The organism is Cellulosilyticum lentocellum DSM 5427, from assembly GCF_000178835.2.
GTDB classification, from domain to species: Bacteria; Bacillota; Clostridia; order Lachnospirales; family Cellulosilyticaceae; genus Cellulosilyticum; species Cellulosilyticum lentocellum.
The window spans coordinates 4,639,255-4,654,374 of the sequence record NC_015275.1 but is presented as its reverse complement, the minus strand read 5'-3'; the positions used below and the strand labels follow the sequence as shown (position 1 = coordinate 4,654,374).

Genomic DNA, 15,120 nt, shown 5'->3' with positions numbered 1-15,120 from the left:
TTATACAGGGGGAGAATTGTTATGCAATTAATAAATAAGAAAAAGTGTTTGATAGCAATTACAGTAGGAGCATTACTTGCCTGTATTCCTATGCAAGCAGCAGGATATAAAAAGAATAAATCGGTTAATTATCATCCGGTTAACTTTTATTACAATGGAGGGCAAAAATATTTATCTACTGTTCCTATTTCAATTGATGGAACCACCTATTTACCAGCAAGAACATTTTGTGATGCAGTAGGCTTAGAAATTAATTGGGATCAATCAAATGGTAATTTATATGTTACAAGTGGTTCTAATTATTCTTCGGTTTTAAGTTTACAAACAGAATTAAGAGCTAAAGACTATGAAATTACCTCCCTTAAACAAGAATTAGCAAAATTAAAATCAAGTGGAGTTACTTCTACCTCTAGTAGCAGTGGGTATGACCAAACCTCAGGAACAGATATTTTAGGAACAGAGCTTACTGCGACTGAAAATGAACTAGAGAGGCTGTACGAAGATTACTTTGATGATATAGAACTAGACTTTAGAGTAAGAGTCTCTGGAAGTAGACTAAGTGTTAAGATTTCTTATGATACATCTGCTGAGAATAAGGCTTTCAATAAGCTATCAACTAGGGAAATCAAGAATTTTGTAGAGGATGTATGTGATACTGTACGAGACAGACATGATGATATTATTATTGATGGAACTATTATTTATACAGGAAGTAATAATAATAAATACGAATTCTCATATTCTAAAAAAGATACTTTAACTTATGGAAGCAACTATGATTTTGATGAGACTGATGTTATTAATGCTGTTAAAAAGACAAGTAGCATTAATATTAAAGATTATAGTCAAAGTATTAGTATCAATAAGGTTGAGGCATCTATAAGTGATAGTAGAGAGATAGTTACTTTTAAAATCTACATTGATGTGACATCATCTATTAAAGATGCATGGAATATGAATAAAGGATTAGATACAGATACTACTCTTAGAACATCTTTAAGAGATATTGCTAGAAATATAGAAAGTGAAACAGATTATGATATACAAGGCATAGTATATGATTCTAATAATAATACTACAATAGCAACTTATGACTATGAATATAATGAAATTAATAAGTATGGTATATAATGAATAGTTTAAAATACACGGGGCAAACTCTTATAGAGAGTCAAGATAATACAAAATTAATGAGTTAGTGACTAACTAGTATAGGAGAAACCATGTCGAAGAATAGAGACTTAACAAGCGAAATGCAAAGCAGAATAGATAATACAAAAGAAGCGAAAAATTCTACTAGTGGGTATAAACACACTGTAAGCTCTGGGACTCAAGGTGTAGGGGATATTCTTAAAAAGTAATAAAAAAGGTCATCGTATAAAATCTACATATACGATGACTTTTTTTGTTCAAAATTTAATTTAAAATATTAAGAATATATTCAAAAATCTATTGATGATACAAGATAATTACAGTATATTTTTTATATAGGATATTTTACTAAAGTACAATAGGAAAAACTTATAAGAGGGAAGTCAGAAGCACCTATTTAAAGGGGGATATATAGCATGGAGCTTACTATAAGAAGAGCATTAGCAACAGACGCATTATTCTTAACGAGTATATCATTTGGAGCAAAGCGTTATTGGAATTATCCAGAAGAATATTTTGAAGTATGGCATGATGAACTTACTATAACGGAGGATTACATTGAGCAGAATATTGTGTATGTAGCGCAGAAGAAAGATACCATTATCGGATATTTTTCTATTGTTGAGGTAAATCAAGAACATTGGAATGGTGAAGTATTTATTAGCCGGGGCTATTGGTTAGACCATATTTATATTCGCCCAGCTTATATAAGAAGTGGCATTGGAACAGAATTAATGGAATACGCCCAGGAGTATTGTAGAGAAAATGGTATAGAGAAACTATACATCTTTAGTGACCCGTTTGCTAATGGATTCTATGAAAAATTAGGGGCAACTTATATTAAGGAATCACCATCTTCTATAGAAAATAGAACAGTATCATTATATGAATATCGTATACCAGAGAAAAGTAAGGAACAAATAGAAGAAGAGGAATTATTACAGAAAATACAGGAAGAAGCGGAAAGGTTAAGGCAAGAAGCAGAAGAAGCAGAAGAAGCAGAAAGGTTAAGGCAAGAAGCAGAAGAAGCAGAAAGGTTAAGACAAGAAGCCGAGGAAGCGGAAAGGTTAAGGCAAGAAGCAGAAGAAGCAGAGAGGTTAAGGCAAGAAGCAGAAGAAGCAGAGAGGTTAAGGCAAGAAGCAGAAGAAGCAGAAAGATTGAGGCAAGAAGCAGAGGAAGCAGAAAGATTAAGACAAGAAGCCGAGGAAGCGGAAAGGTTAAGGCAAGAAGCAGAAGAAGCAGAAAGATTGAGGCAAGAAGCAGAGGAAGCAGAAAGATTAAGACAAGAAGCCGAGGAAGCGGAAAGGTTAAGGCAAGAAGCAGAAGAAGCAGAAAGATTGAGGCAAGAAGCAGAGGAAGCAGAAAGATTAAGACAAGAAGCCGAGGAAGCGGAAAGGTTAAGGCAAGAAGCAGAGAGGTTAAGGCAAGAAGCAGAAGAAGCAGAAAGATTAAGGCAAGAAGCAGAGGAAGCAGAAAGATTAAGACAAGAAGCCGAGGAGACAGAAAGGCTAATACAAGAAGCTGAGAAAGCTAGAGAGATATTACAAGAAGAGGATGCAAAGCAAAAAAGAAAGTCTATTTTTGGTATACCAATAGAGAAGATAAAACATCGTCCAATTAAGTTAGAGCATGAAAGTTTAGAACAAAAAATTTCTGAATTAGATCAAGAATTTGAAGATGATTTTGAAGATATAGAAGAAGTAGCAGAAGAAGCTACTTTATATGAAATCGATGAAAGTGAAGAATATGATGAAGATCATGAAGAATACAGCGATAATGAAGATGATGAGGACTATAGTGATGATGAAGATGACGAGGACTATAGTGACTACGAAGATGATGAAGAATATGCAGAAGATGAATTGATAGAGGATGATAGGGAGATACAAATACCTAAACTACAGCTAGATGAAGCAGAAATAGCGGCGCTTATTAGGCCTGTTAAAGATGATGCTAGTGAAGAAGAAAAGATCCTTGAGAATATACGTACAGCATCGACAGAGATAGAAGTACATATTAAGACTGAAAAAGAAAAGATGCTAGCAGGTGAACTTTATATTGCATGGGGAGATGAGTTCGCTAATGATAAACGACGTGCAAGAAGGTTATTAAGAGAGTTTAACAATACTGATGTAGAAGATAAAAAGGCTACTATAAAAATATTAAAAGAGCTTTTTGGTTCTACAGGAGAATATATACACATTGAACCTAATTTTAGATGTGATTATGGCTATAATATTCATATTGGAGATAATTTTTATGCTGGTTATGAATGTGTTATTTTAGATAGTTGCCAGGTCAAAATAGGCGATAATTGTATTTTATCTCCTCAAGTAGGAATTTATACCTCCGCGTACCCTTTAAATCCTGAGAAGAGAAGTATAGGCTATGAATATGCTAAACCTATTACCATAGGAAATAATGTGTGGATTGGTGGAGGCTCAATCATTAACCCAGGTGTTACTATAGGGGATAATGTGGTTGTCGTACCTGGTTCAGTAGTATTAGCAGATGTGCCAGATAATGTGTTAATAGGTGGTAATCCGGCAAAAGTAATTAAAGAAATTGAAACTGAAAAGTAAGATATAGAAAAAGGACATTTCCAATGTCCTTTTTTCTAATGCTAATTGTAAACCTGTAAAATTAAATGTGTTGACAAATTGGCGGTAAGGCTCCTATAATAAAAGGGGAAGTTTATTATATAAGGAGGAATAAAAATATGCAAAAGTTAGATAACAAAAAATCTCAAACTTATCAAATGGTACTTATAGCTTTAATGGCAGCAATTACATGTATTCTAGCGCCATTATCTATTCAATTACCAGGTGGAGTACCTATTTCATTAACAAATTTAGTAATCTACATAACAGTGTTTATATTGGGTTCCAAAAAGGGGACAATAAGTTATTGTATCTACTTATTAATTGGTCTTATCGGTCTTCCTGTATTCTCAGGATTTACCGGAGGAGTAGGAAAACTAGTAGGTCCTACAGGAGGCTATTTAATAGGCTTTATTTTCTTAGCTATTATTAGTGGTTATTGCATAGAGCGATTTGAAGGAAAAGTATATATGTATGTTGCAGGAATGATTTTAGGAACGGCTATAGCCTATGCATTAGGAACTATTTGGTTTATGTATCAAATGAAAGTAAGTTTAGTAGGGGCATTAAGCAGTTGTGTGCTTCCATTTTTAGTAGGTGATGGCATTAAAATTATAATAGCCACTGTCGTGGGCCCTATACTCAAATCATCTCTAAAAAAAGCAAATTTATGCATTTAGAATTTAACAATATGTATCGTCATTAATAATGAGGTGTTGACACTAAAATAATAAGAGGATAAGGTAAGTATAAAAAAAGATTGATTATTAGAAAGGGTAGTCCATGGAACATGAATTATTCAGAACTAACTTAGAGGCAAGAGTTATTGAGAGGGAAGGAGATCAGGATTTTTTTATTGAAACATATTCCTATCCTCTTAATCTAAATTTAGAAGTAGCAAGAATGTCTCGTATACAGTTTCCTATGTCTAGAGCAATATTGGTTCGTACAACACCTCTTTCTAAATGGGTGACTGTTCATGTTTTAAGAGATGTTGATTTGTTTTCAAGCTTTGCCAATTTTGAGCTCCATTTAGAGGCAAAGAAGTTAAGCATTCAAAAAGAAGAAGGGTACATTACAATGCAGATCGAATCTCAAAGTAGATAGAGGTATGAAATTATTTGGATAATAGGATTATACAAAATATGTTTAATAGGTTATAATAAGTAAAAAAGGGAAAAGCTGTTACTAATAACGGCTTTTCTTTTTGTGTGTATAGAGCTAATTAATGAACTTACTAAGCACAGCAGAGGAAGGAGACAACATGAAGAAGTTATTAATTACAAAAAAAGAATTTCTAATGATTTTGCTAGGAACTACTATACTAGCATTAGGCATTAACTGGTTTACATCACCATTAGGACTTGTTACAGGTGGCTTATCGGGTGTAACGATTATAGTTAAAGAAGTATCTGTAGAGACCTTAGGGTTTGAAATTCCATTATGGGTTACCAATTTAGTTTTAAATATTCCACTTTTTATTATTAGTATTAAGCAAAGAGGATTCGAATTTGCAAAAAAATCACTATGGGCAGTAGGTTTATTAACTGCAGCACTTTGGTATACAGAATTTATTCCTAATATATTGAAGGTTAATAATGATCTTTTATTAGGAGGAGTATTCGGTGGTGCTATTCTAGGGTTAGGTATAGGTGTTGTGTTAAAAGCAGGGGCTACCACAGGTGGCACGGATATGTTAGCAACTATTATTAAATTTAAGCATACCAGATTTCCTATTGCAAAATTAATGTTAGCTATTGATGCAATTATTATTTTAGCCGGAATGATGGTTTTTGGTTCAACAAAAGCAATGTATGCTATTATTGCAGTTTTTATTACTTCTAAGGTTATTACCAATGTACTTGAAGGAATGAATTATGCTAAGGCGGCATTTATTATGTCAGACAAAAATGCAGAAATTTCAGAGGCAATTATGCAAAAAATACCTCGAGGTGTAACGGGGATTAAGGCAAAGGGAATGTATACAAAGCAAGATAAGGAAATGTTATTTGTTGTTGTGTCACAAAAAGAGATCACCAAGCTTAGAGAGTTAGTAAGAGAGATTGATAAAGCAGCATTTGTGACGATAGCAGATGTAAGAGAGGTATTAGGAGAAGGTTTTATAGAGGAATATAATTCATTAGCATAGGGTTTAGCATAATAGGACTATCATAGGATAGTCCTATTATGCTGTACTTGATTAATAGAAATATACAAAATATTTACATTGGTATATAATTATTTATAGAGTTGAATAACAACAATAAATGAGGTGATCGAGTGCGCATTAAGGGAAGCAAAAATGAGTGGTTTATTGGTGGAATTATAATCATAATGTTAATATTATGTTTTGTGAGTCAAGTAGGAATATGGACGATAGCCCTATGTGCAGGATGGTTTATCTACTATGTAACAGTCATATGGATAAAAGAAATTGAAATTAGAGATAATGAGATAGAAATAAAAAGATTAGGAAGAAGTATTAAAATATATACATATAATATCTCAGATGTTGCCCTTAAAAGAAATAGTATTATTATTTTTAAGGGACAATATGGAGCTATCAATATTTTAAAATATCAGATCAATAAAGAGGATAGGCCGCGCTTGATAGAATACTTAGAGCAATATAAGGAACGGACATAAAATAGGTGTGCCTAGAAGTTAATACTTGTTAATGCAGATGAAAAAAGCTCTATATAGCTAGAAATGTATACTAGTTATATGGTGCTTTTTTGTTTGAAAAAGTTTTAATTATTTTTATAGGATAATTATATGCTTCACAATAGTTTCAAGGAAAAACCTATTTCAACCTAATGTAGAGCCGGAGATAAGTTCATATCAACGAATGGATAAAATGTTCTTGAAATTATAGACAATTTATCAAAAAAGAGTTATTATAATAAAAATGTAAAAAAATTACAATAATAGAATATGATTACAAAAGAGGAGGAGAGTCATGCAATTAGAGATAGCATTATTTGAAAATGCCTCAAATGAAGAATTATTAAGGGGATATAAGGAAGGGGATCAAGGGTATACATGTCTTTTATGTGGACAGTATTTTTCTAAGGGAGAAATTTATTCTATACACGGTAAATTATTTGATGCTCAGAAAGCAGTTCTGTTACATATTCAAGAGGTACATCATTCAGTATTAGCATATCTATTAAAAATGTCTCCAAATACTATGGGTTTATCAGAATTACAGCTAGAGTTAATCAATCTATTTGCAAGTGGTTTATCAGATAAGGAGATAGCTAATTATTTAGGGGTGGCAGGATCGACTATTCGTAATCATCGTTATAAATTGAGAGAAAAGGAAAAACAAGCAAAAGTATTTTTGACAGTAATGACTTTACTGGGGGAAAAGCAAAATACGGGGCATAGCTCATGGGATGTGTGTTCAAATCAAGAAGGATACATTTATACCATTAATCAGAATCTAGGCATGCCTGATCGAGATAAGAGGAAGATACTTGAGAATCATATAACACCTTCAGGTAGATTAAGAAGTTATCCTAATACAGAAAAGGCAAGGAAAGTTATATTAGAATATATTACAGAGCATTTTTCAAAAGGAGAGAAATACGAGGATGTAGAAGTTAACCGTCTATTAATGAATATTTATATTGATTATTCACTTTTGAAAAGAGAACTATTAGAGTATGGCTTTTTAAGCCGTACAGAAAAAGGTGGTATCTACTGGGTAAAGGGGGCATAAAATAAAATAATGGTATAATAAAAAGATAGCTTGTTCCAAGAAGTAAGGGAGGAAATAAGCTATCTTTTATTTTGATGTGATATAATAGTATCAATAAGCTATTGGAGAGGAAATTTATGAAACCAAATCATGATTTAAACCAAAAAATAAAAGCTAAGGTAAAATTGCCTAAGCAATATCAGGTTATTATGTTTAACGATGATTACACAACAATGGAATTTGTTGTTGAGGTATTAACACAGATATTTAATAAGAGTGCAGCAGAGGCAGAAAAGATTATGATGGATGTTCATAAAGCAGGGCATGGTGTGGCTGGTATTTACTCATATGATATTGCAATGACTAAAGCTGGAACAGCTATGTCTTGGGCAAAAGAAGAAGGATTTCCATTTAAACTAAGTGTAGAAGAGGTGTAGAAGGTGTATATTTCAAAGGTTGTCAGTAGGCTTATTATGAAAGCTAAAGAACTGGCTTGTAATTATAAACATGAATACATTACACCTGAGCACATATTGCTAGTTATGTGTGATGTATCTGTATTTTGTGAAGCATTTGAAGCTTGTAATGGAGATATTCAAGTGCTCAAAACTAATTTAGAGGGATATCTGGAAGAAAACCTAGAAAAGAAAGAAGATATAGAACCAATAGAAAGTTTTAGCTTACAGCAAGTATATATACGATCAAGTGAACAGGTAATTAATAGTGGGAAAGAACAGATTGAATTAGATCACTTGCTATCAGGGATTATGGGTTTGCCAGAAAGTTATGGTGTTTATTATATTTTAGAGCAGGGCGTTACTTTAAGGGATTTATTATTCGAGCTTTGTCATGCACAAGATGATGATAGCACACAACTAGAGAAGCCTTCTGATGAAGAGGAAGAGGAACAAACTACTTCAGAAGAAAAGGATATAGAGAGTATAGCCAAGTATGTAACCAATCTAAATAAAGTTGTAGCAGCAAGTAATGAGCCACTTATAGGACGAGAAGAAATCTTGAAACGTACAATACAAGTACTTTGTAGAAAAAACAAGAATAATCCTATTCATATAGGTGAACCTGGAGTGGGAAAAACAGCTATTACAATGGGAATTGCACAATTATTAAATGAGGGAAAGGTTCCTAAAGTATTAGAAGGGGCTCAAATTTTCAGCTTGGATTTAGGAGCCACTTTAGCAGGTACACAATATAGAGGAGATTTTGAAAAGCGTTTAAAAAAGATTTTGGATATTTTAAAGAAGCAATATAAACCTATTGTTTATATAGATGAGATTCATAATATCGTGGGAGCAGGTTCTTTAGGAGCAGGTTCTTTAGATGCATCTAATTTATTAAAACCATACTTAACAGAAGGAAGTATAAAGTTTATTGGTGCGACTACTTTTGAAGAATATAAAAAGTATGTTGAAAAAGATAAAGGGCTTGTTAGAAGATTTCAAGCTATTGAAGTATTAGAACCTAGTATAGAAGAGGCTATTACTATTTTAAGAGGATTAAAGTCTAGTTATGAAGCTTATCATGGGGTAACCTATACAGATGAAGCCATTAGAGGTGCTGTACAATTAAGTCAGCAATATATGAATGATCGATTTCTACCAGATAAGGCTATAGATTTACTTGATGAGGCAGGAGCCTATTATACAGTATATGATAGTGGTTCTAAAAATCGTAAAAAGAAACCTATTATAGATTTATCTATTATAGAGCAGACATTATCTAAGATATGTCATATACCGCAGCAAAAGATAGAAAAAAATGAAGTACAGGTATTAGGACAATTAGAACAGAACCTAAAAAAACAAGTATTTGGACAGGATAAAGCAATCGAACAAGTAGTGATGAGTATTAAATTATCTAGAGCAGGGCTAAGTGAAATGAATAAGCCTATAGCTAGCTTACTTTTTGTAGGACCAACAGGAGTAGGTAAAACTGAAATTGCAAAATGTTTAGCTAATGAGTTAGGTATCAAGCTGATACGTTTTGATATGAGTGAATATACAGAAAAGCATACTGCCTCAAAGCTAATAGGTTCACCACCGGGATATATAGGGTATGAAGAAGGCGGTTTATTAACAGATGCAATTAGAAAGTCTCCCTACTGTGTACTTTTACTGGATGAAATAGAAAAAGCACATCAAGATATCTATAATATCTTACTTCAAGTCATGGACTATGCAACGCTTACAGACAATAAGGGACGCAAGGCTGACTTTAGAAATGTTATTTTAATTATGACATCTAATGCAGGTGCTTCAAGAATAGGTAAAAACCTTGTGGGATTTGGTGAAAGAAAGATTCAAGGAGAAGCAATTAATGATGAAGTTAAGAAAGTATTTTCTCCTGAATTTAGAAATCGTTTATCAAGTATTATTGCATTTAATCATATTACAGAAGATATGGCATTATTAATTGTACGAAAAGAGCTTAGTAAGCTTAAAAAAGTGGCAAAAGAAAAAGGAATTAAACTAAGCTTTAATCAAAAATGTATAGAATATATAGTCACAAAGGGAGTTTCTGCGGAGTATGGAGCACGAGAAATTTCACGTTTAATAGAAAGTAAAATAAAGCCTCTTTTGGCACAAGAAATTTTATTTGGAAGTTTAAATGAAGGTGGAAGTTGTAAAATCAGTTTAGTAGAAGAAGAGTTTAAAATAAAAGTTAATTAAGATAAGGAAATCGATAGACTGCCATGGAGGTGGTGTCTATCGATTTTTTTGTTGTAGAGAAATAAGTTACATTTATAAATCTATTTTAAAATAGGTTTAATAAATAATAATAACTATGAGGTGTATTTAACACCTGTATTTTTTAAAAAATTACAAAAATTACTATTAAATGTGTAGCTTTTGTATTAAAATAATAAATAATTAAAAAAAAAGTAAAAATGTAAGATTGTGTAATATTATAGTAGGTTATGGGAGAATGAAAAAATGAAAGAGTTTCTAGATAAAATAAGAGATAGAATTTTAATTGTTAATGCTGAGGGTAAAATAGAATTTTGTAACAAATGCTTACTAGAAGACTTACAATACACATTATCTGCTTATCAAGAGAAGAAACTAGATAAATTCCTGATTCCAGGAGAAGTAAAATTTATAAGTTGGGAAGAGTTATTAAGACTTGGGCATACTAAATTTTTAGTAAGTTTGAGGAATATAAATGATGAGGAAATAAGTTATGAAGGTATATTAAATATAGGGAAATGGAACGAAGAGCAAATATATTATATTATTTTGAGAGAAAATGAACCCATATATAATGTAAAAGAGCTAGAAAGATTATTAGATAAATTACCTTTTGTAGTGTGGCTTAAAGATCAAGAAAAAAAGTATAGGTTTGTAAATGAATGCTTTATTAATAAAGCATCAGCACTAACACAGCACTTAGAACGAAGCAGTATACTAGGAAAGAATGATGAAGACATCTGGAACCAAGAATTTACTCGTATTATTCAAGAGGGAGAAGATGAACTTCTAATAAAAAAAGAGGCAATTTGTTATGAGAAAGTTATAGAAATAGACAATAAACAGAGATGGTATCAATTTAATTTTATTCCTATTACAAGTAGTTCAGGCCAGGTCCAGTACATTTTGGGTATGAGAGAAGAGATAACACTATATAAAAAAATGGAGCGTCAGCTAGATAAAAATTATTATAAAGAATATATGAGAAATAAATTGTATACCCAAGATATAGAGCTTGGAAGTGAACACATTAAATACTTATATCAAATGAAGGGGATTAATGGAAGTATTCAAGAAGTATTAGAAGAAATTGAGGCAGATGGCATCATTATAGGTATTTATAATAAAGCTAAAAATAGTTTATACTGTACATACAAAGAAGGAATGGAATCTTGTGAGTTAGATTTAATGGATGAAATTAAATTAACTAATAGTTTTAGAGATGAAATGATAAGTGGAGGTAACTTATGGGGCATAAAATTAGCACATGACTATTATAAGTACATAGACATTGAACAGAGAGAGGCATTCAAAGTAAAAGATTTAAGCTATCTAGGATGTTATCCTATAGTGCTAGAAGATGAGCTTTTAGGAATCCTTATCTGTAGCTATAGTAACTTAGCTAATGCTAATCCAAGTAGGGAAACACAAATTTTCAAGCTTTCAAGACAACTGGCATTAATTATACAGAATGAGGTATTAACAAAAGTTGTCAAGAGAGAACTAGAGAAGCGAGAAGAATTAGAAGAAGAATTACAAAACTTTGCAGAAACTGCAAGTGACCTTATGGCCATAATAGCAATGGATGGACGTGTTGAGAAAGTAAATGGAGCATGGGAGTCTGTATTAGGTTGGAAACCTAGTGAACTGATAGGACGTTCTTCTAGTGATTTTGTTTATAGAGAAGATCAGCAACGCTTTTTTGAAAAAAAATTTTGTATAAACAATGAGCGCGCTGTAAGAGGAATTATATGTAGAGGTTATTGTAAAAATAAAAGTTATAAATGGATTGAGTGGAGTATAAAATATACTAGTAATAAGCAGTATTATGTCTGCACAGGTAGAGATATCTCAAAGCAAAAAGAACAGGAAGAGGCAAGAAAAGTCTATGAAGAGGCACTGCAAATAGAAAAAATAAAAAGTGAATTTTTTGCTAATATGTCGCATGAATTCAGAACACCACTTAATATTATTCTAGCAACAGTACAATTATTAGAAAAGGGGATAAAACAAGGTCATATCAATGTGCAGCCTAATTTTGATTTGGTGAAATACTTAAGCACGGTTAAGCAGAATACTTATAGAATATTAAGATTATCTAACAACATTATGGAACTAACAAGTATTGATACTGGACATTACAAGATGAAGCTAGAAAATTTAAATATTGTTAATGTCATAGAAGAAACAACTTTATCTGTAGCAGATTACATTGAGAGTAGAGGGATTACTTTACTGTTTGATACAGATGTAGAAGAAGTTATTACAGCATGTGATGCGGAGAAGCTAGAACGCATCATATTAAATATCTTATCTAACTCTGTTAAGTATACATATAGAGGAGGAATAATATCAGTTAATCTCTCATTGCAAGATGAAGGTCTTATAGTAGTAGTAAAGGATACCGGGGTAGGTATTCCAAAAGAAAAGCTTACTACTATATTTAATCCATTTATTCAAGTTGACTCTCTTTTAACCAGAAAGTGTGAAGGGAGTGGAATTGGACTAGCATTGGTTAAGTCACTTGTGAAAATGCATGAAGGAACAATTGATGCGAAAAGTGAATTGGGTAAGGGAACTGAGATTGTCATAAAATTCCCTATTAGAGTGCTTGAGGATAGCGAGGTTGAACCTTTAGAGTTTGAACCTAGAATAGAACAAACCAAAATGGAGTTCTCAGATATTTATAATTTGTATTAAAAATTTAGAAACATGTGTTAGAATAAGGTATATTATAATACATAAAAGGAGGCTGATTATGAGTAAATTCTACGTAGAACTAAAAAGAGTGGTAGATGATTCTTATGATATTGAAATAGGGCATAACCTTTTTAATACACTTATTAGAGAGTTAAAAGGAAATTTAGGACAAGGCATTAGCAGATATGCTATCATAACAGACTCAGTCGTAAAAGAATTATATGGTGATAAGCTGTATGAACTAATGCTTAAGGAAGGGTTTAATGTAGATTTATTAAGCTTCCCAGCTGGAGAAACTTCTAAAGTGAGACGTACTAAGGAAATACTAGAAGATACTATGTTAGAAAAAGGGCATAAAAGAGATAGCTGCATTATTGCATTAGGTGGAGGCGTAGTAACAGACCTGGCTGGATTCGTTGCAGGGACTTTTGGCAGGGGGATTCCTTTTATTAATTATTCAACTACTATTTTAGGCGCAGCAGATGCTTCAGTAGGAGGAAAGACAGCTGTAGATACAGAGCTTGCTACCAATTTAATAGGTCTTATTTATCAACCTAAAAAAGTATACATTGATTTAGCAACTTGGGGCACTTTGCCTATTCAACAAGTAAGTAATGGATTAGCAGAGACTATTAAACATGCTTGTATGGCAGATATAGAGTTTTTTGAATTCTTAGAAGAATATATAGCCCAGCTTTTAACCAATGAGGGTGTTACAGAGAGGCAAAAAGAAATATGTATCCATATTGCTGAAATGAATTGTAAGATTAAGTATGAGGTAGTTAAGCTAGATGAAAGGGAAGCAAATTTAAGGCAGATTTTAAATCTAGGTCATACCGTAGGTCGTGCTATAGAAACCTTAAGTGACTATACGCTTTTACATGGTGAGGCTGTTGCTATTGGAATGGCTAGCCAAGTTAGAATAGGACAAAAACTAGGATATATAAGTGAGAAAGAAGCTGATAGGGTTATTGCACTTTATGAAAAAACAGGACTTAGTACTCATATTCCAGCACATATTACAACTCAGGAACTAGTAAGTAAATTATATACAGATAAAAAGGTAAGAAAAGGGAAAATACGTTTTGTTTTTCAAGAAGGAATAGGTAAGATTAAGCAATATGATGATGGGAACTATTCTATTGCTCTAGAGGAGACATTTATATCTGAAGCTATTGAGGAAATGCGAAATAAATAAGTCCTCCATTTCATTAAACTAAATATGGTACAATAGAGGCATTAAATGTGACGTACATCTGTCATATTTAATGCCTTATATTATAAGTATTAAAAGTAGGACTAAGGAGAATAAAAATGGAATTTATACCAGCAAAGACCATGTTATCCTATGCTAAAGGAGAACATTGGTTTGGAATAGACTATAATATGAATATTTATAAAGGCTGCTGCCATGGATGTATTTATTGTGATAGTCGTAGTAGCTGTTATGGCATAGAAAGCTTTGATGAGGTTAAAGCAAAGAAAGATGCGCTTTTAATACTGCATAATGAACTGAGGCGTAAGGTAAAAACAGGCATTATAGGTACAGGAGCTATGTCAGATCCTTATAATCCATTTGAAAAACAATATGGGCTAACAAGAGGTGCATTGGAACTTATTAATCAATATGGTTTTGGAGTAGCAATTGCTACCAAAAGTCCGTTAATTACTAGAGATATAGATATTTTAAAAGCAATCAATAATCATTCACCAGTTATTGCAAAAATAACTATAACTGCTTATAAAGATGATTTGTGTAAAATCATAGAGCCGAGAGTAGCCCCCTCATCTGAAAGATTCAAAGCAATTAAGGCTTTAGCTGAGGCAGGTATTTTTACTGGAGTATTGATGATGCCAGTACTTCCATTTATAGCAGATAATGAAGAAAATATTAAATCAATTGTAGTTAAGGCGGCAGCTTCAGGTGCTAGATTTATCTATCCTGCTATTGGAATGACCTTAAGAGAGAATCAACGAGAATGGTATTTTGAAAAATTAGATCAATATTTCCCGGGAATTAAAGAGGAGTATATTCAGCATTATGGTAATCAATATGAGTGTAGGAGTGTTGATTTTGCTAAGCTTAGAAAGCTATTTGTCAGAGAGTGTGAAAAGTATGGTTTGCTATATAAGATGCCAGATATTATTAAAGCCAGTAGGAAAAATCATGAAGTAGAGCAGTTAAGTCTGTTTTAATATAGTATGGGAATAGGCTGTAAGATAATACTGATTTATCGAAGTGATGATAGGTATAAAAATA

At 32.3% G+C, this 15,120-nt stretch carries 13 protein-coding genes; all 13 read left to right on the top strand.

The features are described from left to right. The first annotated feature begins 21 nt into the window (after positions 1-21). The 13 genes from CLOLE_RS21170 to CLOLE_RS21105 all read left to right on the top strand — a co-directional run bounded on the left by CLOLE_RS21170 (position 22) and on the right by CLOLE_RS21105 (position 15,056). The gene (locus tag CLOLE_RS21170) at positions 22-1,131 is read left to right on the top strand and encodes a stalk domain-containing protein (RefSeq protein WP_013659165.1); all 1,110 of its coding nucleotides are present in this window, start codon (positions 22-24) and stop codon (positions 1,129-1,131) included. A gap of 92 nt (positions 1,132-1,223) precedes the next feature. Then, complete coding sequence (locus CLOLE_RS23215) at positions 1,224-1,361, top strand: hypothetical protein (protein WP_013659164.1); 138 nt, start codon at positions 1,224-1,226, stop codon at positions 1,359-1,361. A 207-nt stretch (positions 1,362-1,568) separates the two neighbouring features. Then, positions 1,569-3,734, top strand: coding sequence for a GNAT family N-acetyltransferase (locus tag CLOLE_RS23880; RefSeq protein WP_013659163.1), 2,166 nt, complete (start codon positions 1,569-1,571; stop codon positions 3,732-3,734). Between the two features lie 137 nt (positions 3,735-3,871). Continuing rightward, the gene (locus tag CLOLE_RS21150) at positions 3,872-4,432 is read left to right on the top strand and encodes a biotin transporter BioY (RefSeq protein WP_013659162.1); all 561 of its coding nucleotides are present in this window, start codon (positions 3,872-3,874) and stop codon (positions 4,430-4,432) included. A 103-nt stretch (positions 4,433-4,535) separates the two neighbouring features. Continuing rightward, the gene (locus CLOLE_RS21145) at positions 4,536-4,859 is read left to right on the top strand and encodes a hypothetical protein (protein ID WP_013659161.1); all 324 of its coding nucleotides are present in this window, start codon (positions 4,536-4,538) and stop codon (positions 4,857-4,859) included. Between the two features lie 157 nt (positions 4,860-5,016). Beyond that, positions 5,017-5,901 (top strand): YitT family protein, encoded by an 885-nt coding sequence (locus CLOLE_RS21140; RefSeq protein WP_013659160.1) that lies wholly within the window; start codon positions 5,017-5,019, stop codon positions 5,899-5,901. 203 nt (positions 5,902-6,104) lie between these two features. Then, positions 6,105-6,398: a hypothetical protein gene (locus CLOLE_RS21135; RefSeq protein WP_162145100.1), complete on the top strand. Its 294-nt coding sequence runs from the start codon at positions 6,105-6,107 to the stop codon at positions 6,396-6,398. Between the two features lie 313 nt (positions 6,399-6,711). Beyond that, entirely contained in the window at positions 6,712-7,476 is a 765-nt protein-coding gene (locus CLOLE_RS21130) for a DUF2087 domain-containing protein (RefSeq protein WP_013659158.1), read from the top strand. Between the two features lie 116 nt (positions 7,477-7,592). Beyond that, positions 7,593-7,892 carry an ATP-dependent Clp protease adaptor ClpS gene (locus tag CLOLE_RS21125; protein ID WP_013659157.1) on the top strand — a complete coding sequence of 100 codons (300 nt, stop codon included), beginning with the start codon at positions 7,593-7,595 and terminating at the stop codon, positions 7,890-7,892. A 3-nt stretch (positions 7,893-7,895) separates the two neighbouring features. Further along, positions 7,896-10,142 (top strand): ATP-dependent Clp protease ATP-binding subunit ClpA, encoded by a 2,247-nt coding sequence (gene clpA, locus CLOLE_RS21120; protein WP_041713133.1) that lies wholly within the window; start codon positions 7,896-7,898, stop codon positions 10,140-10,142. Positions 10,143-10,406: 264 nt separating this feature from the next. Continuing rightward, positions 10,407-12,860: an ATP-binding protein gene (locus CLOLE_RS22255; RefSeq protein WP_013659155.1), complete on the top strand. Its 2,454-nt coding sequence runs from the start codon at positions 10,407-10,409 to the stop codon at positions 12,858-12,860. A gap of 58 nt (positions 12,861-12,918) precedes the next feature. Then, positions 12,919-14,058, top strand: a complete 1,140-nt coding sequence (gene aroB / locus CLOLE_RS21110) for a 3-dehydroquinate synthase (protein ID WP_013659154.1) — start codon at positions 12,919-12,921, stop codon at positions 14,056-14,058. Positions 14,059-14,174: 116 nt separating this feature from the next. Further along, positions 14,175-15,056 carry an SPL family radical SAM protein gene (locus CLOLE_RS21105; RefSeq protein WP_013659153.1) on the top strand — a complete coding sequence of 294 codons (882 nt, stop codon included), beginning with the start codon at positions 14,175-14,177 and terminating at the stop codon, positions 15,054-15,056. Positions 15,057-15,120: the final 64 nt, after the last annotated feature.